The 19440-nt window shown below is 72.5% G+C and carries 20 protein-coding genes and 1 rRNA gene; 2 read left to right on the forward strand and 19 right to left on the reverse strand.

The annotated features are described in order from the left end of the window. Positions 1-129: 129 nt before the first annotated feature. The 6 genes from Q7T52_RS02865 to Q7T52_RS02890 are packed head-to-tail and all read right to left on the reverse strand — an operon-like array spanning position 130 to position 4721. Positions 130-987 carry an NAD(P)H-binding protein gene (locus Q7T52_RS02865; protein ID WP_304799239.1) on the reverse strand — a complete coding sequence of 286 codons (858 nt, stop codon included), beginning with the start codon at positions 985-987 and terminating at the stop codon, positions 130-132. A gap of 43 nt (positions 988-1030) precedes the next feature. Further along, entirely contained in the window at positions 1031-1780 is a 750-nt protein-coding gene (locus Q7T52_RS02870) for a pseudouridine synthase (protein WP_304799240.1), read from the reverse strand. Beyond that, positions 1777-2457, reverse strand: coding sequence for an SMC-Scp complex subunit ScpB (scpB, locus tag Q7T52_RS02875; protein ID WP_304799241.1), 681 nt, complete (start codon positions 2455-2457; stop codon positions 1777-1779). The genes Q7T52_RS02870 and scpB overlap by 4 nt, the downstream gene beginning before the upstream one ends. Continuing rightward, positions 2454-3356 carry a ScpA family protein gene (locus Q7T52_RS02880; RefSeq protein ID WP_304799242.1) on the reverse strand — a complete coding sequence of 301 codons (903 nt, stop codon included), beginning with the start codon at positions 3354-3356 and terminating at the stop codon, positions 2454-2456. Before Q7T52_RS02880 ends, scpB begins: the two co-directional genes overlap by 4 nt. A 10-nt stretch (positions 3357-3366) precedes the next feature. After that, entirely contained in the window at positions 3367-3765 is a 399-nt protein-coding gene (locus tag Q7T52_RS02885) for a hypothetical protein (RefSeq protein ID WP_304799243.1), read from the reverse strand. After that, entirely contained in the window at positions 3750-4721 is a 972-nt protein-coding gene (locus Q7T52_RS02890) for a ParA family protein (RefSeq protein WP_370692284.1), read from the reverse strand. The genes Q7T52_RS02885 and Q7T52_RS02890 overlap by 16 nt, the downstream gene beginning before the upstream one ends. A 307-nt stretch (positions 4722-5028) precedes the next feature. Between Q7T52_RS02890 and Q7T52_RS02895 the strand changes: the two genes are divergently transcribed. Beyond that, complete coding sequence (locus Q7T52_RS02895; RefSeq protein WP_304799244.1) at positions 5029-5409, forward strand: hypothetical protein; 381 nt, start codon at positions 5029-5031, stop codon at positions 5407-5409. A gap of 95 nt (positions 5410-5504) precedes the next feature. On the opposite strand, the gene Q7T52_RS02900 is transcribed toward Q7T52_RS02895, so the two are convergent. From Q7T52_RS02900 to Q7T52_RS02950, 11 genes are all read right to left on the reverse strand, one after another. Then, positions 5505-8117: an RNA helicase gene (locus tag Q7T52_RS02900; protein WP_304799245.1), complete on the reverse strand. Its 2613-nt coding sequence runs from the start codon at positions 8115-8117 to the stop codon at positions 5505-5507. A gap of 31 nt (positions 8118-8148) precedes the next feature. Next, complete coding sequence (locus Q7T52_RS02905) at positions 8149-8406, reverse strand: helix-turn-helix transcriptional regulator (RefSeq protein WP_304799247.1); 258 nt, start codon at positions 8404-8406, stop codon at positions 8149-8151. A 30-nt stretch (positions 8407-8436) separates the two neighbouring features. Then, positions 8437-9369 (reverse strand): site-specific tyrosine recombinase XerD, encoded by a 933-nt coding sequence (gene xerD / locus Q7T52_RS02910; protein ID WP_304799260.1) that lies wholly within the window; start codon positions 9367-9369, stop codon positions 8437-8439. Continuing rightward, a complete protein-coding gene (gene ald / locus Q7T52_RS02915; protein ID WP_304799248.1) occupies positions 9366-10502 on the reverse strand; it encodes an alanine dehydrogenase in 1137 nt (378 codons plus the stop codon). Before ald ends, xerD begins: the two co-directional genes overlap by 4 nt. A gap of 76 nt (positions 10503-10578) precedes the next feature. Beyond that, entirely contained in the window at positions 10579-11157 is a 579-nt protein-coding gene (locus Q7T52_RS02920; RefSeq protein ID WP_304799249.1) for an NUDIX domain-containing protein, read from the reverse strand. Beyond that, positions 11154-12887 (reverse strand): CTP synthase, encoded by a 1734-nt coding sequence (locus Q7T52_RS02925; RefSeq protein ID WP_304799250.1) that lies wholly within the window; start codon positions 12885-12887, stop codon positions 11154-11156. The genes Q7T52_RS02920 and Q7T52_RS02925 overlap by 4 nt, the downstream gene beginning before the upstream one ends. Positions 12888-12917: 30 nt before the next feature. Next, the gene (gene recN / locus Q7T52_RS02930) at positions 12918-14615 is read right to left on the reverse strand and encodes a DNA repair protein RecN (protein WP_304799251.1); all 1698 of its coding nucleotides are present in this window, start codon (positions 14613-14615) and stop codon (positions 12918-12920) included. Continuing rightward, on the reverse strand, positions 14612-15547 hold the full coding sequence (locus Q7T52_RS02935) for an NAD kinase (protein WP_304799252.1): 936 nt from the start codon (positions 15545-15547) through the stop codon (positions 14612-14614). The genes recN and Q7T52_RS02935 overlap by 4 nt, the downstream gene beginning before the upstream one ends. After that, positions 15544-16383 (reverse strand): TlyA family RNA methyltransferase, encoded by an 840-nt coding sequence (locus tag Q7T52_RS02940; protein WP_304799254.1) that lies wholly within the window; start codon positions 16381-16383, stop codon positions 15544-15546. The genes Q7T52_RS02935 and Q7T52_RS02940 overlap by 4 nt, the downstream gene beginning before the upstream one ends. Before the next feature lie 2 nt (positions 16384-16385). Continuing rightward, the gene (locus tag Q7T52_RS02945) at positions 16386-16568 is read right to left on the reverse strand and encodes a hypothetical protein (protein ID WP_304799255.1); all 183 of its coding nucleotides are present in this window, start codon (positions 16566-16568) and stop codon (positions 16386-16388) included. Positions 16569-16577: 9 nt separating this feature from the next. After that, positions 16578-17585, reverse strand: a complete 1008-nt coding sequence (locus Q7T52_RS02950; RefSeq protein WP_304799256.1) for an HAD-IIA family hydrolase — start codon at positions 17583-17585, stop codon at positions 16578-16580. A gap of 64 nt (positions 17586-17649) precedes the next feature. Here Q7T52_RS02950 and Q7T52_RS02955 point away from each other — a divergent pair, with 64 nt between their 5' ends. Next, a complete protein-coding gene (locus Q7T52_RS02955) occupies positions 17650-18825 on the forward strand; it encodes a DUF1015 family protein (protein ID WP_304799257.1) in 1176 nt (391 codons plus the stop codon). On the opposite strand, the gene Q7T52_RS02960 is transcribed toward Q7T52_RS02955, so the two are convergent. Further along, positions 18746-19120 carry a single-stranded DNA-binding protein gene (locus Q7T52_RS02960; protein WP_304799258.1) on the reverse strand — a complete coding sequence of 125 codons (375 nt, stop codon included), beginning with the start codon at positions 19118-19120 and terminating at the stop codon, positions 18746-18748. The two genes, Q7T52_RS02955 and Q7T52_RS02960, sit on opposite strands and share 80 nt — an antisense overlap. 186 nt (positions 19121-19306) lie before the next feature. Further along, positions 19307-19423 (reverse strand): 5S ribosomal RNA (rrf, locus tag Q7T52_RS02965). Positions 19424-19440 lie beyond the last annotated feature (17 nt).

The raw sequence follows: 19440 nt of genomic DNA on the forward strand, positions 1-19440 counted from the left end.
GCGAGCGCAGCGAGCCCTCCACGGCGGCTGAGGTGCGAGCGCAGCGAGCCCTCCACGGCGGCTGAGGTGCGAGCGCAGCGAGCCCTCCACGGCGGCTGAGGTGCGAGCGCAGCGAGCCTCGAAGCCCCGTCACCCGACCGACCACCCGAACTCGCCCGCGTGGTCCCGCACCCACTCCTCGAACGACCTCGCCGGCCGTCCGAGGACGGATGCCACCCCGTCGGTCACCGTCTCGGGCTGGTCGACCATCGCGGCCCAGGCGTCGAGAGCACCGTCGACGGTGGCGTCGGGCCAGCCCCAGCCCCGCATCTGCCCGCGAGCCTCGGCGCGCGACAGCTCGACCCAGCGCACCGGTGTACCGATGGCGTCGCCGATGGCCGCGACCTGCTCCTCCTGGGTCAGCACCGTGGGACCGGTCAGCTCCGGGGACGCGCCGACGAGGTCGTCGGTCGTGAGGGCCCGGAGGGCCACCTCGGCCAGGTCGGCCTCGTGCACGAGCGGCCGGGCCGAGGCGCCGTACGGCCACCGCACCTCGCGCCCGTCGTGCACCATCGGCGCCCAGCCGAGCGTGTTGGTCGCCATCCCTCCGGAGCGCAGGAAGGTCCACTCACGAGCGCGCTCCCGCAGCAGCCGTTCGACGACGCCGTGCATCCGGGTGATCGGGTCGGCGTCCGCGTCGTCGCGGGCGCCCCGCGACGACAGGTAGACGATGCGGTTGGCGGCGGCCCCGATCACAGGTACGACGGCCTCCGCCGGTCCCGGCTCACCGAAGGGCCAGACCAGGAAGACCCGGTCGACGTCCCGCAGCGCCTCGGTCAACGACGCGGGGTCCGCGAGGTCGCCGGCCACGGGCTCGATGCCCGGCGGCAGGGCGGCGGCGGCCCGCCGGACCAGCGCGCGGGCCGGCACTCCGGCGTCGGACAGCAACCGGGCCAGGGCGCCGCCCACGTGGCCGGTGGCGCCGGTGATCAGCAGCGGTGTCTCCATGCGTGCGACGCTAGGACCTCAAGAACCCTTGAGGTCAAGGACGTCAGAGCCGCACGCTGTCGAGCAGAGCGCCCAGCTCGTCGAGGGTCAGCTCACGCAGCTCGCCCGCGGGCAGCCCGCCGAGCTTGACCGGCCCGAACCGGATCCGGCTGAGCTTGCGGACCGGGTGGCCGAGGTGGTCGAGGAGCCGACGCACGATCCGGTTGCGGCCCTCGTGGATCACCAGCTCGACGATCGACTTGGGCCGGGTCGACGCGATGACGCGCACCTCGGTGGGGCGCACCGGTCCGTCGTCGAGCTCGACGCCGGCCAGCAGCCGGGCCACGGTCTCCTTGGTGACCTCGCCGTCGACCTCGGCGACGTAGGTCTTGTCGACCTCGTAGGACGGGTGCGCCATCTTGTGGGCGAAGTCGCCGTCGTTGGTGAGCAGCAGCAGGCCCGAGGTGTCGGTGTCGAGGCGCCCGACGTGGAAGAGCCGCTCGGGCCGGTCGGCGACGAGGTCGTCGAGGGAGCGGCGTCCCTCGGGGTCCGACATCGTCGACACCACGCCTCGCGGCTTGTGGAGCACGAGGTAGATGTGTTCCGACACCGGGGGCAGCCGCTGGCCGGACACCCGGATCACCGCGGTCCGCGGGTCGACCTTGGTGCCGAGGCGCGTGACGACCTCGCCGTCGACGACGACCTCGCCGTCGAGCATCAGCTCCTCGCACTTGCGGCGCGAGGCCACGCCGGACTGGGCCAGCAGCTTCTGCAGCCGGATCAGCCCGTCGTCGTCGGTCGCGACCTCCCTCACGCGCCGGTGTCCTGGGTGGTCTCCGGAGCAGCGTCCTCGGCAGGTGCCTCCACGGCGACCGGGTCCGGACGGGTCTGCGACGCCGCCATCTCGGCCAGCTCGTCCTCGAGGTCGTCCATGTCGGGGAGGTAGGGCGCCAGGTCGGGCAGGTCGTCGAGCGACTGCGCGCCGATGCGCTCGAGGAAGTAGGCGGTCGTGCGATAGAGCGTGGCGCCGTGCTCGCCGTCGCGACCGGCCTCCTCGACCAGACCGCGTGTCAGCAGCGTGCGCATGACGCCGTCGACGTTGACGCCGCGGATCGCGGAGACGCGCGCGCGCGACACCGGCTGCTTGTAGGCGACGACCGCGAGGGTCTCGAGGGCTGCCTGCGTGAGCCGCGCCTGCTGGCCCTCGAGCACGAAGCCCTCGACCACGGCGGCGTAGGCCTCGCGCGTGTAGTAGCGCCAGCCACCGGCCACGTTGCGCAGCTCGAACCCGCGTCCCTGCGCGGCGTACTCCTCCGACAGGGCGTCGAGCGCCGCGGTCACCTCCTCGGCGGGATAGCCCACCGCGGTCGCCAGGACGGTCGCGTCGAGCGGCTGGTCGGCCACCATCAGCACCGCCTCGAGCGACGGGCGGAGGTCGGCGACGGGGATGGCGAGGCGGTCGTGCCCGTCGGCCAGCTGGGTGTCGGTCATGGGGTCTCCTCGGGTACGGCGGGTGCGTCGGCCGGTGCGTCGACCGGCGCGTCGACCGGCAGGGGCGTGCCGTCGAACTCGTCGATGTCGATGACGTCGGCGGTCTGGTCGTCGCCGGTCCAGCGCACGGTGAGCTCACCCAGCGCCTGCACCTGCTCGAAGGACACTGCTCCCTCGCGGAACAGCTCGAGCAGCGCCAGGAACCGGGCGACGGTGGTCAGGGTGTCGGGCGAGTCGCCGCACAGCGCCCGGAAGGTCATCGTGCCGCCGCGCTGGAGCCGGTCGACCACGAGGCCGGCCTGCTCGCGCACCGACACGGTGGCGGCGTGGATGTGGAGCAGGTTGACCTCGGGCTCGACCTTGGGCTCGAGCGCCCGGGACGCCAGGCCCGCGAACTGCTCGAGCCCGATGCCGATCAGCACCTCGGGCAGCAGTCCGGCGAAGCGGTCCTCGAGGCCGACGGACCGCGGGTGGCGCAGTGCCTCGCCCTCGAGCCGGGTGGAGAGGAAGCCGGCGACCTGCTTGAACGCCTTGTACTGCAGCAGCCGCGCGAACAGCAGGTCGCGCGCCTCGAGCAGCGCGAGGTCCTCCTCGTCCTCGACGTCGCCCTGCGGCAGCAGCCGGGCGCACTTGAGGTCGAGCAGGGTCGAGGCCACGAGCAGGAACGACGTCGTCTGCTCGAGGTCCCACTGCGCCGGGTGTTCAGGGGATCCCCCGGCCTTGACGTGGGCGATGAACTCGTCGGTCACCCGCGACAGCGCGACCTCGGTGATGTCGAGCTTGTGCTTGGAGATCAGGCTCAGCAGCAGGTCGAACGGTCCCTCGAAGTTGTCGAGGTGCAGCGAGAACTCGGGCGTGACGGCCCCCGGCTCGGGACGCTCCAGGTCGGTCGTCGTCATCCGGTGGTCGTCATTCGTCGAGCAGACCGCGCACGAGCATGCTGTCGGCGCCGTGCTCGTGGAAGTCGGCCAGCACGAGGTCGATCGCCTCGCGCACGAGACGTCCGCGGTCGACGGCCAGGCCGTGCTCGGCCCGCAGCTCGAGGCGGGTGCGCTCGAGGTCGATGAGCTCGGCCGAGGTGACGTAGACCGTCATCTTCTCGTCGTGCTTGATGCGTCCGCTGGCGCGCTTCTTGGCGGCCTCGGCCGCGTCCGTCGCGTCGTCGGGCAGGTCGGCGACCGGGCTGACCGATCGGATCCCCGTGCTCGCCGATCCCTGCGGCTTCCCCACCGCAGGATCGGCGTCACCGGGGGTGACGGTCGGCCGGAACAGGTCGTCGGCCGCGGGCAGGCTCACGCGTCGGGCCACCGGGTGAGCACCTCCCTCGCGAGCTGGCGGTAGGAGTCGGCGCCGGCCGACGTGGCGGCGTAGGCCGTGATCGGCTCGCCGGCGACGGTGGCGTCGGAGAACTTCACCGTGCGCTTGATGACCGTGTGGAAGACCGTGTCGCCCCACGCCTGCACCAGGCGCTCCATGACCTCGCGGCTGTGCAGCGTGCGGCCGTCGAACATGGTGCCGAGGACGCCATCGATCTCGAGCTTGGGGTTGAGCCGCTCGCGGACCTTGTCGATCGTCGTCTTGAGCAGCGCGACGCCGCGCAGCGCGAAGTACTCGCACTCCAGCGGCACGATGACGCCGTCGGAGGCGGTGAGCGCGTTGACGGTCAGCAGGCCGAGCGAGGGCTGGCAGTCGATGAGGATGACGTCGTACTGGTCGAGCGCCGGGGCCAGCACCCGCTGCAGGGTCTGCTCACGGGCCACCTCGTGGACGAGCTGGACCTCGGCGGCCGACAGGTCGATGTTGGAGGGCAGCAGGTCCATGCCGGGCACGCCGGACGGTACGACGACCTCGTCGAGCGTCACGTCGCGCTGCATCAGCAGGTTGTAGACGGTGAGGTCCATCTCGTGCGGGTTGAGCCCGAGCCCGACCGAGAGCGAGCCCTGCGGGTCGAAGTCGACCAGCAGCACCTTGCGACCCTGCTCGGCCAGCGAGGCGCCCAGGTTGATGGTCGTCGTGGTCTTGCCGACGCCGCCCTTCTGGTTGCACATCGACACCACGCGGGCCGGACGCCCCTCGACGACCGGACCCGGCACCGGGAACACCGGCATCGGCCGGCCCGTCGCGCCGATCTCGGGCTGCGACGACGCCGGGGGCACGGCGGGCGCGGTGGTCGCGGGCCGCTCGAACGGCAGCGTGTCGGCGGCGTAGTCGTGGCGCTCGGCCTGGGCGGTCACGGGTCGCGGGACCTCCGTCCGTGGCGGCATCGCGGGGGTGCCGACGAACGATCCGTCAGTCATGGGTGCTCCTCAGGTGGTGGTCGTCGAGGTCGGTGACCCGGCCCAGGGCCCAGTCTTCAATGTCGACACGGCGACTTTGGGGACGACTCGCCGGGAGCCTAGGGCCGCTTCACCCCGGACGGCACCATTGCCGCGCAATCCCCAGGCCAGACAGGCGATCGGTGCACTCACTGTGCACTCGCCACGCGGGTCCTCCACAGGCAGAGCCCACCTGTGGACGACCCTGTGGACGACCCCGTGGACGACGCCGACGCGGAGGGGGCACGATGGCCCGATGGACCGGACCACGGCTGAGCAGGCTGCCAGGCGCGTCGGCTGGACGACGCTGCCCATCGGGCTCGGGCTGCTCGTCGCCCCGTCCCCGGTCGCCGCACTGCTCGGTGACGGCGCCCACGACGCGGCGCTGCGGGCGATCGCGGTGTGCGACCTCGCGCTCGTCCCAGGGCTGGTCGGGGGTCACCGACCCCCGACGTGGTTGGCCGCCCGCGTGGCGTTGAACCTCGGGATCGCCGGTTACTGCTTGCACCTCGCCCGCGACGGCGCCCGGGGCCCTCGCGTGGGAGTCGCGGCGATGGTCGTCGCCAGCGTCGCGGACGTCCGCACCGCCATGGCGCTGCGACGCACCGCGATCCAGACGACGCCCCCCACCCCCTGAGCCGAGTCGGCGCAGAGTTCAAGTCGAGATCGGCCGAGTCGGCGCAGAGAGTGAGCGGCAACGCCGACTCCGCACGTCAGGACCTCTAGAAGCACTCAGTCGGTGAGGCAGCGGAAGGCGACGGTGGCGAGGACGAGCTCGCCGGCCTCGTCGGAGGCGTCGAGGTCGGCGACCGCCTCGATGACCCAGTCCCGGTCGCCGGCCGGGTCGGCGAGGGTCTGGGTGACCCGCCACAGCCGGGTGCCGTCGGCCGAGCCGTCGTAGGCCGGGTCCTCGTCGTCGATCCCGGCCGGTACGCCCGTCTCCCCCGCGACCCGCAGCAGCTCCGGGCCGCGCGCGTCACCGGCGGTGAGCAGGGTGTCGTGCTGGGCGTAGTAGGCCTCGATCGCCTCGTCCCAGGCCGAGCGCCCCATCACCACCGCCCGTGGCGGGTCCAGCCGGTCGGCGGCGTCGCGCTCGAGGCGCATCAGCCCGTCGAGGTCGTCGCGCGCGACCAGCTCGACGCGACGCCACATCGCGTTGCGCACCATGACCCGGAAGGCCCGGTCCTGCTTGGAGATCGGCCGCGGCGACGCCGGGGGCTCCCCCTCGGTGACCGAGCGCGCGGCACGCGCCACGGCGTCCGGGTCCGACAGCGCCTCCCACTCGTCGAGCAGCGAGGAGTCGGTCTGCCGGATGGTCTCGCCCAGCCACTCGAGCAGGTCGTCGAGCTCGGGCGTGCGGTGCGACTCCGGCACGGTCTGGCGCAGCGCGCGGTAGGCGTCGGTGAGGTAGCGCAGCACCAGGCCCTCCGACCGCGCCAGCTGGTAGCGCGAGCAGAAGTCGGTGAACGACATCCCCTGCTCGTAGATCTCCCGCACGACCGACTTGGGGTCGAGCGCGTCCTCGCGCAGCCAGGGGTGCCGCGTGCGATAGATCTCGTACGTCGCCTCGAGCAGCTCGGCCAGCGGCTGCGGCCAGGTGATCTTGTCGAGCAGGGTCATCCGCTCGTCGTACTCCAGCCCGTCGGCCTTCATCTCCGCGAGCGCCTCGCCGCGGGCCGCGTGCTGCTGGGCGAACAGGATCTGCCGCGGCGCCTCGAGCGTCGCCTCGATCACCGAGACGATCTCGGCCGTGTAGTCCTCCGACTCCGGGTCGAGCAGGTCGAGCGCCTCGATCGCGAAGTGCGACAGCGGCTGGTTGAGGGCGAAGTCGTCCGGCACGTCGTCGGCCAGCACGTAGCGGCGTCCGAGCTCGTCGAGCTCCTCGAGCCGCACCACCGTCTCGGAGGTGATGAGGCTGCGCGCCAGGCGCAGCGCCCGGCGGGCCAGCTTGAGCTGCTGGCGGCGCGGCTCGTGGTTGTCGGTGAGCAACCGGCGCATCACGCCGAAGGCGTCCTCGTCGCGCGAGAGGACGTTGACCAGCATCGCGTTGTCGACCTTCATCCGCGACACCAGCTGCTCGGGCACGCCTGCGACCAGCTTGTCGAAGGTCGCCTCGGTCCACACGACCGTGCCCTCGGGGGGCTTCTTGAGCTGGGCCTTGCTGCCCTTCTTGGCCTGCTTCTCCGCGCTCATCGCCGCGTTCTTGGCGGCCGCCTTGGCCTTGGCCTTCTCGTTGGCGATGGTGTGCTCGGGCGCCTGGACGACGACGTAGCCAGCGGTGTCGAAGCCGGCCCGGCCGGCGCGACCGGCGATCTGGAGGAACTCGCGGATCCGCAGCACCCGGCTGCGGCTGCCGTCGTACTTGGCCAGCGCGGTGAACAGCACGGTCCGGATCGGCACGTTGATGCCGACGCCGAGGGTGTCGGTGCCGCAGATGACGGTCAGCACGCCGGTCTGGGCGAGCTGCTCGACCAGCCGGCGGTAGCGCGGCAGCATCCCTGCATGGTGCACGCCGATGCCCCGGCGCAACAGCTTGGCCAGGGTCTTTCCGAAGCCGGCGCCGAAGCGGAAGCCCACAGGCAGGTCGACGACCGTCCCCTTCGGCAGCCAGGGGGCGGTGAGCAGCGAGGTGGCGTGCTCGACGGCGTCCTTCTGCGTGAAGTGGACGACGTACGCCGGCGCCTGGTGCGTCGTGACGATCTCCTCCAGCGTCTCCGCCAGCGGCGTCAGCGCCCAGGTGAAGGTCAGCGGCACGGGCCGCTCGGCCTCGTCGACGACCGCGGTCTCGCGGCCGTTGCGGCGTGTCAGGTCGGCGGCGAGCTCGCTGACGTCGCCGAGCGTCGCCGACATCAGCACGAACTGCGCCCCGGTCAGCTCCAGCAGCGGCACCTGCCACGCCCAGCCGCGGTCGGGCTCGGCGTAGAAGTGGAACTCGTCCATCACCACGAGCCCGACGTCGGCGGCGGCCCCCTCGCGCAGCGCGATGTTGGCCAGCACCTCGGCGGTGCAGCAGATGACCGGGGCGTCGGCGTTGACCGTCGCGTCGCCGGTGAGCATGCCGACGTTGTCGGCGCCGAAGACCTGGCAGAGGTCGAAGAACTTCTCGCTCACGAGCGCCTTGATCGGCGCGGTGTAGAACGACACCCGGTCGTCCGCCAGCGCCGCCTTGTGCGCGGCGAGGGCGACCAGCGACTTGCCGGACCCGGTCGGCGTCGCCAGGACGACGTTGTTGCCGGCCAGGATCTCGAGGACCGCCTCGTCCTGGTGGGGATAGAGCTCCAGGCCCCGGCCCGTGGCGTAGGCGGTGATGTCGTCGTAGACCGCGTCCCAGTCGGTGTCGGTCACCCGGCCATCCTCGCACCCGGCCCCCGCGGGGTCAGGACCCGTCAGGTGCGTCCACCGAGACGCGGCTCGTCCTCGGCGCCACCACGACGCCGTACCCGCACTCCGCGAGCGCGCGCAGGGCCGTGTCGACGCTGCCGGCGTGGCCGCGCTCGACGCGCGACAGCGTCATCCGGGTCACCCCGAGCCGCTCGGCGAGCTCGGCCTGGTCCCAGCCGTGGCTGTTGCGGGCCCGGCGGATGGCGCTGCCCAGCTCGGCGGGGTCCAGCACCCACGTCCACGGCTCGTCCATGGCCGGAGCGTAACCACCCCGGCTCCCGCCCTACCGGGCACGAGGGTGCGCGGTGGCGAACACCTCGCGCAGGTTGTCGACGGTGACCAGCGTGTAGACCTGCGTCGTGGTCACCGACGCGTGCCCGAGCAGCTCCTGCACGACGCGTACGTCGGCGCCCCCGTCGAGCAGGTGGGTGGCGAAGGAGTGCCTGAGCGTGTGCGGCGAGACGTCAAGGGTCACGCCGGCCCGCTCGGCGGCCTTGACCAGCACGGCCCACGCCGACTGGCGCGAGAGCCGGCCCCCGCGCGCGTTGAGGAACAGGGCGCCGCCGACCGCTCGCGTGGTGACCAGCTCGGTGCGACCGCGCACGAGGTAGGCCTCGACCGCCTCGCGGGCGAAGGACCCGACCGGGACCAGCCGCTCCTTGCCGCCCTTGCCGCGCAGCAGCACGGTGCCGTCGAGGAGGTCGAGGTCGTCGATGTCGAGCCCGACGGCCTCCGAGATCCGCGCGCCGGTGCCGTAGAGCACCTCGAGCAGCGCCCGGTCACGCAGTGCCAGCGTGGTGCCGGGCGACCCGGAGGCGTCGAGGATCGCCTCGACGTCCGAGAGCGGCAGTGCCTTGGGCAGCCGCTTGGCCGGTGTCGGCGGCTTGACCGCCGCCGCCGGGTCGAGGTCGGCGAGCCCGTCGGCCACGGCGAACTTGTGGAAGCCACGCACGGCGACGACCGTGCGCGCCGCCGACGTCGAGCTGAGCGGCGGGTGGTCGGCATCGCCCTCGCGCAGCCGCACCAGGAACGACGTCACCGTCGCCTCGCTCACCCCGGCCAGGTCGTCGATGCCGTTCGCCGCCAGGAACGCCAGGTAGCGGCGCAGGTCGCGCCGGTAGGACGTGAGCGTGTTGAGGGCCAGCCCCTTCTCGACCGTCAGGTGGTCGAGGTAGGTGCGGACGGCAGCCGCGACCGGCGACCCGGCCACGCTCAGGAGGTGAGCACGTCGTCGAGCGAGATCGCCTCGATGCCGACGGCCTCGGCCACGGGACCGTTGGTCAGGTCACCGGCGTGGGTGTTGAGGCCGAGCGCGAGCGACCGGTCGGCGACGCAGGCGTCCAACCAGCCCTTGTCGGCCAGCGCGACGGCGTAGGGCAGCGTCGCGTTGGTCAGGGCGTAGGTCGAGGTGTTGGGCACCGCGCCCGGCATGTTGGCCACGCAGTAGAACGTCGAGCCGTGCACCGTGTAGGTCGGGTCGGCGTGGGTCGTGGCGTGGGTGTCCTCGAAGCAGCCGCCCTGGTCGACGGCGATGTCGACGAGCACCGAGCCCGGCTTCATCCGCGACACCAGCTCGTTGGAGACCAGCTTGGGAGCCGCGGCGCCCGGGATCAGCACGGCGCCGATCACCATGTCGGCCTCGGTGACCTGCTGCTCGATCGCCAGCCTCGACGACGCCAGGCCGTGGACCCGGTTGTTGTAGCGCCAGAACGACATCCGCAGCTTGTCGAGGTCGGTGTCGAGCAGGGTGACGTCGGCGCCCATGCCGAGGGCGATGTTGGCGGCGTTCTGCCCCGAGACGCCGGCGCCGATGATGACGACCTTGGCGTTGGCGACGCCGCCGACGCCGCCCATCAGGGTCCCGCGGCCGCCCTGCGCCTTGAGCAGCGAGTAGGCGCCGACCTGCGGGGCGAGGCAGCCGGCGACCTCCGACATCGGGTAGAGCAGGGGCAGCCCGCCCGAGGGCAGCTGCACGGTCTCGTAGGCGATCGCGGTGATCTTGCGCTGGAGGAGCTCCTCGGTCAGCGGCTTGTCCGCGGCGAGGTGGAGGTAGGTGAAGAGGGTCAGGCCCTCCCGCATCCGGTGGTACTCCTCGGCGACCGGCTCCTTGACCTTGAGCACCATCTCGACGGCGCCGGCGCCGCCCTCGGTCCCCCAGGCGTCCTCGGCCGTGGGCACGATGGTGGCGCCCGCGGCGAGGTACTCGGCGTCGGTGATCGACGAGCCGAGGCCGGCGCCCTCCTGGATCACCACGTCGTGGCCGTGCGCGGTCAGCTCGTGCACGCCGATGGGCGTGATGGCGACGCGGTACTCGTGGTTCTTGACTTCCTTCGGGACGCCGATGCGCACGTCTTCTCCCTGGGTGTGGGTCGGGGTGTCTGGTGGTGGCTCGTGGCCTCGTCGAACGCTAGTGGTTGACGTCGCGTCAGACGAGCCCGCGGGCCCGGGCCAGCAGCACGGCCTGGATCACCGGACCGTCGCCGATCCGCCCGGCGAGCACCGCGGCGTGGAGGTCGTCGAACGGCACCCACGCGGCGGTCATGTCGGCCTCCTCGTGGTGCAGCTCGAAGTCGCCGCGGTCGGCGGGGCTCAGGCCGCGCGCCAGGAAGAGGTGCTGGACCTCGGCGCTGATGCCCGGCGAGGGGTAGGACGACACGAGGTGGGTCCAGGTGGTCGCCTGCAGCTGGGCCTCCTCGCGGAGCTCGCGCCTGGCCACCTCGACCGGCTCTTCGCCGGGGTCGCCGTCGAGCAGGCCGGCGGGGATCTCGACGAAGCGGTGACCCGCGGCGTGTCGGTACTGCCACAGCACGAAGACCCGGGCGTCGTCGTCGACGGCCAGGATCACTGCGGCGCCGGGGTGCTCCATCACGATCCGACGGGCGGTGTGGCCGTCGGGGGTCTCGACCTTGTCGGCCCGGAGCGCGACGACCCAGGCGTCCCGGTGCAGGTCGTCGGAGGCGAGCACCGGCCAGGCGGTCGGGGTGTCCTCGAGCTCGTCGCTCACTCGGCGCGCGCGACCGCGTCGTGGTCAGCGGTCTTGTCGGCGTTGGCGTCGGTGTCGTCGGCCCCGTCGATCTCGATCGGGAACCGGAGCTCCTTCTGACGCTCGATGGCCGCGCCGACGAGCCCGGCGAACAGCGGGTGCGGCCGGGTGGGCCGCGAGCGCAGCTCGGGGTGGGCCTGGGTCGCGACGTAGTAGGGGTGCACCTCGCGCGGCAGCTCGACGAACTCGACCAGGTCGAGGTCGTTGTTGCGACCGGAGAACACCAGCCCCGACTCCGCGATCTGGTCGCGGTAGTCGTTGTTGACCTCGTAGCGGTGCCGGTGGCGCTCCTCGATCCGGTCGGCGCCATAGACCTCGCGCACGATGCTGCCCGGCTGCAGGTCGGCCGGGTAGAGCCCCAGTCGCATCGTGCCGCCGAGGTCGCCGGCGCCGTCGACGAAGGACTTCTGCTCCTCCATCGTCGCGATGACGGGCTCGGGGCAGTCGGGGTCGAACTCGGTCGAGGCGGCCTTGGCCAGCCCGGTGACGCTGCGGGCGTACTCGATGACCATGCACTGCAGGCCGAGGCACAGCCCGAGCGTCGGGATGCCGTGGGTGCGGGTGAAGCTCAGCGCGCCGAGCTTGCCCTCGATGCCGCGGATCCCGAACCCGCCGGGTATGACGACCGCGTCGACGTCGCCGAGGTGCTTGGCCGCCCCGGCCGGGGTCTTGCACTCGTCGGACTGCACCCACCTCACGTGCACCTTGGCCTCGTGGGCGAAGCCGCCGGCGCGCAGCGCCTCGACGACCGAGAGGTAGGCGTCGGGCAGGTCGATGTACTTGCCGACGAGGGCGACGGTGACGTCCTCCTTGGGGTGGTGGACCCGGCGGAGCAGGTCGTCCCACACGGTCCAGTCGACGTCGCGGAACGGCAGGTCGAGGCGGCGTACGACGTAGGCGTCGAGGCCCTCGCGGTGCAGGACCTTGGGGATGTCGTAGATCGAGGGCGCGTCGGCCGCGCAGACGACGGCCTCCTGGTCGACGTCGCACATCAGCGAGATCTTGCGCTTGATCGAGTCGGGCAGCTCGCGGTCGGCGCGGCAGACGACGGCGTCGGGCTGGATGCCGACCTGGCGGAGCGCGGCGACCGAGTGCTGGGTGGGCTTGGTCTTGAGTTCGCCCGACGGGCCGATGTAGGGCACCAGCGAGACGTGCAGGAAGAAGCAGTTGTCGCGGCCGATCTCGTGGCGCACCTGGCGGGCCGACTCGAGGAACGGCAGCGACTCGATGTCGCCGACCGTGCCGCCGATCTCGGTGATCACCACGTCGATGTCGGGCGCACCCATCGCGAGGATGCGGTCCTTGATCTCGTTGGTGATGTGGGGGATCACCTGGACGGTGTCACCCAGGTAGTCGCCGCGGCGCTCCTTGGCGATCACGGTCGAGTAGACCTGCCCGGTCGTGACGTTGGCGATCTGGCCGAGGTCGGTGTCGAGGAACCGCTCGTAGTGCCCGATGTCGAGGTCGGTCTCGGCGCCGTCGTTGGTGACGAACACCTCGCCGTGCTGGAACGGGTTCATCGTCCCGGGGTCGACGTTGAGGTAGGGATCGAGCTTCTGCATCGTGACCCGGAGGCCTCGAGATCGCAGCAACCGACCCAGGCTCGAGGCTGTCAGCCCCTTGCCGAGAGAGGAGGCGACGCCGCCGGTGACGAACACGTGCTTGGACTGGTCAACCGGGGCCGCCTTCACGGGACTCCATCCTATCCCAGGTGGTGGGCGTCAACGTCCACCACCACGCGCAACCTCGAGCAGCTCCTTGGCGTGGGCCAGGGCCGTGTCGGAATCGGACTGTCCGGCGAGCATCCGGGAGAGCTCGCGCTCGCGCGCTGCGTCGTCGAGCACGGTGAGTCCCGACGTCGTCACCGAGCCGTCGCTGGCCTTCTGCACGAGCACGTGCCGGTCGGCGTAGGCCGCCACCTGCGGGAGGTGGGTGACTACCAGGACCTGGGCGGTGCGGGCCAGCTGGGCCAGCCGGCGTCCGACCTCGACCGCAGCGGCGCCACCGACGCCGGCGTCGACCTCGTCGAACACGAACGTCGGCACCGGGCTGGTCCCGGCGAGCGCCACCTCGAGGGCGAGCATCACCCGTGACAGCTCACCGCCGGACGCACCCTTGTTGAGCGGACGCGGGTCGGCGCCGGTGTTGGCAGCGAGCAGGAGCTGGACGTCGTCGGCCCCGTGGGCGGCGGGCTCGACGGGGGTGACGGTGATCGTCAGCCGGGCGTGCGGCATGGCGAGCAGCCCGAGCTCGGCGGTGACCTGCTTCTCGAGCCGGCGGGCCGCCTTGGTGCGGGCCTTGCTGAGCGCCGCGGCGGCCGCCGTCAGCTCGCCGGAGAGCCGGTCGCGGTCGGCGGTGAGGGCGACGATGCGCTCGTCGGTGCCGTCGAGGTCGAGCAGCCGGGTGGCCGACTGCTCGGCCCAGGCGAGGACCTCGTCGATCGTGTCGCCGTACTTGCGGGTCAGCGCGGTCAGCGCCGCCCGCCGCTCGGAGACCGTGGCGAGACGGGCCGGGTCGGTGTCGAGGCGGGACGCGTAGGACGCCACGTCGGCCGCCACGTCAGAGACCAGGTAGGTCACCTCGGCGAGCCGGTCGGCCAGCTCGGCGGCCTCGGTGTCGTGGTCGCGGACACTGTCCAGGAAGCCCCGCGCGGCCGACGTGGTCGCCAGGGCGTCCGGCCCCCCGGACTCGCTCGACAAGGCCTCGCGCGCCTGCTCGGCGGCGTTGCGCAGCGTGTCGGCGAACCCGAGCCGGGACTCCTCGACGGCCAGGCCGTCGTCCTCACCGGGCTCGGGCGACAGCTCCTCGATCTCGCCGAGCCCGAAGCGGAGCAGGTCGGCCTCGCGAGCCCGCTCGCGGGCCGAGGCGGTGACCTCGGCGAGCTCGCGGCCGGTGGCCTCGAGCGCGCGGTAGGTCGTGACGTAGGTCGCCAGCAGCCGCGCCACCGCGTCGCCGCCGAACCGGTCGAGCGCGTCGCGCTGGGCGCGGGGCAGCAGGAGCCGGTGCTGGTCGGACTGGCCGTGCACCGCCACCAGCGGCTCGGCGACCTCGGTGAGCCGGGCGACCGGCACCGTGGCGCCGCCGACGAACGCCCGCGAACGTCCCTCGGCCGAGACGTTGCGGGCGAGCACGACCGTGCCGCCGTCGGGCCCCTCGTCGACGTCGCCGCCGACCTCCTCGACCGCGGCGACGAACTGGTCGAGCCCGGCTGCCCGGATGACGCCCTCGACGCGGGCCTGCCGGGCGCCGGTGCGGACCGCGCCGGTGTCGGCGCGTCCGCCCAGGAGCAGTCCGAGGGCCGTCACGACCATCGTCTTGCCGGCGCCGGTCTCACCGGTGATGACGGTCAGGCCGGGCCCGAGCTCGAGCACCGACGACTCGATCACGCCGAGCGAGCTGATCCGGATCTCCTCGATCACGAGGGTCCTCCGAGCAGGCGTCGTTCGCCCTCGCCGCGCCAGCCGTCGACGTTGAGCCCGAACTTGGCCACGAGGCGGTCGGTGAACGGCGCCTCGCGCAACCGGGCCAGCCGCACCGGCTGGCGGCCCCGGCGTACCTCGATCCGGGCGCCGGGCGGCAGGTCGACGGTCCGTCGTCCGTCGCACCACAGGACGCCGGAGCCCTGGTTTCGGGCCAGCACCTCGATCGCGATCAGCGAGTCGGGCGCCACCACCATCGGCCGGGCGAACAGGGCGTGGGCGCTGAGCGGGACCAGGCAGAGCGCCTCGACCTGTGGCCACACGATCGGGCCGCCGGCACTGAAGTTGTAGGCGGTCGAGCCCGTGGGGGTCGCGCAGACCACCCCGTCGCAGCCCCACCGCGAGAGGGGGCGCCCGTCGACCTCGACGACGACCTCGAGCATGCGCTCGCGTGCGGCCTTCTCGACGCTGGCCTCGTTGACGGCGAAGGTGCGGTCGACCACCTCGCCGTCGCGGATCACCTCGACGTCGAGCGTGAGCCGGTCCTCGACCGTGTAGGTGCCGTCGACGATCGCCCTGATCGTCGACTCCATCTCGCCCACCTCGGCCTCGGCGAGGAAGCCGACGTGACCCAGGTTGACCCCGAGGACCGGGGTGCCGCTGTCGTGGGTGAACTCGACCGCGCGCAGGATGCTGCCGTCGCCGCCGATGACCAGGGTGAGCTCGCAGTCGCGGCTGGCGTCGGTCTCGGACTCGGTGAGCTCGATGCCCGCGCCGGTCTCTCCCGGCGCCAGACCCAGGTCCTTGGCCTCGGCGGCCATCAGCCGGACGACGACGCCCTCGCGGGTCAGGCCCTCGACGAACGCGATCGCCACCGCCCGCGCCTCGGCGCGGCCCGTGTGGGCCAGCAGGAGGACGCGTCGGGTGCTCATGTCTCCAGCCTCTCACCCGGCACCGACGGTTCGTCGGCGCCGTGCACAGCCCGCGCGACGTCGTCGGTCGAGATCTCGGGCTCGCCCCGCCGCAGCCACAGGAAGAACTCGACGTTGCCCGACGGTCCCGGCAGCGGGCTGCGGGTCACCATCCGGGCACCCCACCCGCGTTGGGCAGCCTCCGCGGCGACGTGCTCGACCGACTCGATCCGCAACGCCGGGTCGCGCACCACCCCGCCCTTGCCGACGCGGTCCTTGCCGACCTCGAACTGCGGCTTGACCATCAGCGCCAGGTCCCCGTCGGCCGCCGTCACCCCGAGCAGCGCGTCGAGCACCAGCTTCAGCGAGATGAACGACAGGTCCCCCACCACCAGGTCGACGGCGCCGCCGATGAGGTCGGGGGTCAGCTCGCGGACGTTCTGGCGGTCGCGCACCACGACCCGGTCGTCGCTCTGCAGCGACCAGGCCAGCTGGCCGTAGCCGACGTCGCCCGCGACGATCTCCCGCGCCCCCCGTCGCAGCAGGACGTCGGTGAACCCACCGGTCGACGCGCCCGCGTCGAGGCAGCGCCGGCGGGCGACCACCAGCCCGGCCGGCTCGAAGACGTCGAGCGCCCCCGCGAGCTTGTGACCGCCTCGGGACACGTAGTCCGGCCGGTCGGGGTCGTCCGCCACGACGATCGCGACGTCGGTCGTCACCCCGGTCGCGGGCTTGGTCGCCACCGACCCGGACACCTTCACCCGCCCGGCGGTGACGAGCTCGGCCGCATGCTCCCGCGAGCGGGCGAGGTTGCGTCGTACGAGCTCGGCGTCAAGGCGCAGCCGCCGGGGCGGCACGGTCAGGCCGGGCCGGGCGCGTCGAGACTCCGCCGCAGCTCGCCGTGGGCCTGCTCGAACACGGTGACCTGCTCGGCCAGCGGACGGTCCCCCACGCTCGCCACGGCGTCGATCACGGCGTCGACCCGGTCGATGCCGGTCGCGTCGGGGCGCTCCGCGGGCAGGTCGTCGAGCTCGTCGATCATGGGTCGAGCCTATCGAGCATCGGGGTCGGGAGCGGTCAGCCCCGTCGTGTCGGCGACATCTCCCGAGGCGTCGAGGAACTCCCAGGCGGCGGCCGCGACCACCCGCCACCAGTCTCCGGCGGCCCCGCCGCCCGCCACCTTGAGCGTCCCGTCGTCGACCGTTGCGGTCCAGCCGCCGAGGCTCCAGCTCCCGTCGGCCTGCTCGGGGGCCTCCTGCGGCTCGGTCAGCGCTCGCAGGTCGAGCCCGACGTAGGACGGGCGCTCCTCCTCCCGTGCCGACACGACCTCGGCCAGACCGGTCACCCCGGTCAGCACGAGGAGCGAGTCGATGCCGACCGTCCGGGCGCCCTTGATGTCGGTGTCGAGCCGGTCGCCCACCATCAGCGGGCGCTCGCCTCCGACGCGCCGGACGGTCTCGTCGAGCAGCGGCCGCTCGGGTTTGCCGGCCACCACGGGCTCGACACCCGAGAACCGCCGCACCGTGTCGACCAGCACCCCGTGTCCCGGAGCGATGCCGTAGGGCGTGGGGATCGTGCCGTCGGTGTTGCTGGCCACCCACCACAGTCCCTCGCGGATCCGGACCGCCGCTCGCATGATGTCGCCCCACGGCACCTGCGGTCCGTAGCCCGTCACCACCGCCTCGGCGTCGTCGTCGACCCCGACCGCCACCAACCCGCGCTCGGCCAGCGCCTCCTCGAGCCCGGCCGCTCCCAGGAGCAGCACCCGTGCCCCCTCGCCCAGCCGGTCGCGCAGCACCGTTGCGGCCGCCTGGGCCGAGGTCACCACGTCCGCAGCCGTCGCCGGGACACCGAGGTCGTTGAGGTGGTCGGCCACGGCACCGGGCGGGCGCGAGGCGTTGTTGGTGATGAACGCGACGCCCATGCCCTCCTCGCGCGCGGCCGCCAGGTGCTCGGCCGCCCCGGGTACGGCGTCCCGCCCGACGTAGACGACGCCGTCGAGGTCGAGCATCGCGAGGTCGTAGGCGCGGCACAGCGGGGACGAGGACGACGACAGCATGTCCCCACTCTCGCAGCAGGCGCGCCCGGTCCCGTGCTCAGCACCGGCCTCGTAGGCTGCCCGGATGGACCAGGCGCCGGTGACCCCACCTCTCGTCGCCGGGCCGCTCCGACTCGCCCCCTTCCGCGCGCTCCGGCTCGCCGGCTCCCGGATCTCGGACCCGGCCTCCGCCCGCACCCTGGCCCGGCCCTACCACGACGTGCAGGAACGACTCCGCACCTGGGAGCAGCGCGGCTTCCTCGTCCACGACGCCGAGCCCGCGCTCTACCTGCACGAGTACACCGTCAGCGGCATCACCGTCCGCGGCCTCGTCGGCGCGGTCGACGTCTCCCGGCGTGCGGTGCGCCTCGACCAGCGAGCTCTGCTGCCGCACGAGGGGATCTATCCGGCCCAGGCGGACGACCTCGCCGACCGGATGGCCGAGATGGGCATCAACCCGGCACCGATCCTGCTCGTCCAGCGCTCACCCGCCCCGCTCCGGGACCTGCTGCGCACGGTGCGAGCCGCACCGGCCGAGCAGCTCGTGGACCGCAGCGGCCAGCTGCACCGGCTCTGGACGCTGCGGGACCCGGAGCTGCTCTCCTCCGTCGGCGATCTCCTGGCCCCCACGACGGCCCTGATCGCCGACGGCCACCACCGCTACGCCGCCTACCTCAAGCTCCAGGCCCGTGATCCCGGTGCACCCACCGATCGAGGCCTCGCGATGCTCGTCGACCACGACGACACCCCGCTCTTCCTTGGCGCCATCCACCGCGTGCTCGTCGGGTCGTCGGTCCGCGACGTCGCCGACGCGGCAGCTGCTCTCGACATCCGCACTCGCGAGACGACCCAGGAGCAAGCCGTCGCCGCTCTCGGGCCCTCCACGCTCGTGGCCACCGACAACGAGACCTGGCTGGTCATCGACCTCGAGCTCGCAGACGGCCGCGTCGAGGTGGAGGTGCTCCACGACCGGCTCGTCCCGTCGCTCGCCCACGGGCCGAGCCGGATCACCTACCACCACGCTGCTCAGGACGCCCTGCACCAGGCGGGGCCCGATCACGGAATCGCGCTCCTCATGCCGGCGCCGACGCTGGCCCAGGTGCAGCAAGTCGTGGGAGCGGGGCGGCTGTTCCCCGAGAAGGCGACCTCGTTCCAGCCCAAGCCGGCCTTCGGCGTCTTCATCAGGTCCTGGCACGACGAACAACGCGTCCCCTCGTCACCTCCACCTCCACCCGCGACGCCGGGCCCGCCGCGGTCCTGAAGAACCGTCGGCGCAGCGACCCGGTCACCTCGACGACGTCGCCGAGCCGCCAGGACCGCACCGATCGCTTCGCCCGCGCCGTCCAGGCGACGCACTCGAGAGCGTCCACCGTCACCTTGCTCTTGGCGTCCGGCACCCGGGGCACCACCACGCGGAACGACACCAGGACGTCACCGCTCGGCAGCTCCTTCTCCTCGGGCTCGGCCGAGAGCCGTCCGACCAGACGCACCTCGTTGACGACGTCGGTCATATCCAGCGTCGTCACGTCGTCCTGTGCCACCTTTGATGCAGCCATTGCACCTCACCTCCTGCGCAGAAGGCTCGTGGCCGGCGCCGACAACGTCGGTAATGGTCCGACAACCCTGTGGATAGACCGCGCAGGAGGGGTGCTTGTGCACGACTCCCGGTCAATTCCACAGGGGGGAAGTGCGAAAAACACAAAGAGGCGACCCGATAACGGGTCGCCTCTCTGCGAATGTTTGTCCGGCGGCGTCCTACTCTCCCACAGCCTCGCGGCTGCAGTACCATCGGCGCTGGCAGGCTTAACTTCCGGGTTCGGTATGGGACCGGGTGTTTCCCTGTCGCTATGGCCGCCGTAACTCTGTGCACCCGCCT

This window comes from Nocardioides sp., assembly GCF_030655615.1.
Classification (GTDB): domain Bacteria; phylum Actinomycetota; class Actinomycetes; order Propionibacteriales; family Nocardioidaceae; genus Nocardioides.

Bases quoted from the DNA above. Each gene is read 5' to 3' on its own strand.
- Q7T52_RS02865 (WP_304799239.1), bottom strand. From the start codon at position 987: ATGGAGACACCGCTGCTGATCACCGGCGCCACCGGCCACGTGGGCGGC.
- Q7T52_RS02905 (WP_304799247.1), bottom strand. From the start codon at position 8,406: ATGGACGAGCCGTGGACGTGGGTGCTGGACCCCGCCGAGCTGGGCAGC.
- Q7T52_RS02955 (WP_304799257.1), top strand. From the start codon at position 17,650: ATGGACCAGGCGCCGGTGACCCCACCTCTCGTCGCCGGGCCGCTCCGA.
- Q7T52_RS02945 (WP_304799255.1), bottom strand. From the start codon at position 16,568: ATGATCGACGAGCTCGACGACCTGCCCGCGGAGCGCCCCGACGCGACC.
- Q7T52_RS02890 (WP_370692284.1), bottom strand. From the start codon at position 4,721: ATGCCGCCACGGACGGAGGTCCCGCGACCCGTGACCGCCCAGGCCGAG.
- Q7T52_RS02950 (WP_304799256.1), bottom strand. From the start codon at position 17,585: ATGCTGTCGTCGTCCTCGTCCCCGCTGTGCCGCGCCTACGACCTCGCG.
- Q7T52_RS02880 (WP_304799242.1), bottom strand. From the start codon at position 3,356: ATGACGACGACCGACCTGGAGCGTCCCGAGCCGGGGGCCGTCACGCCC.
- Q7T52_RS02960 (WP_304799258.1), bottom strand. From the start codon at position 19,120: ATGGCTGCATCAAAGGTGGCACAGGACGACGTGACGACGCTGGATATG.
- Q7T52_RS02935 (WP_304799252.1), bottom strand. From the start codon at position 15,547: ATGAGCACCCGACGCGTCCTCCTGCTGGCCCACACGGGCCGCGCCGAG.
- Q7T52_RS02895 (WP_304799244.1), top strand. From the start codon at position 5,029: ATGGACCGGACCACGGCTGAGCAGGCTGCCAGGCGCGTCGGCTGGACG.
- scpB (WP_304799241.1), bottom strand. From the start codon at position 2,457: ATGACCGACACCCAGCTGGCCGACGGGCACGACCGCCTCGCCATCCCC.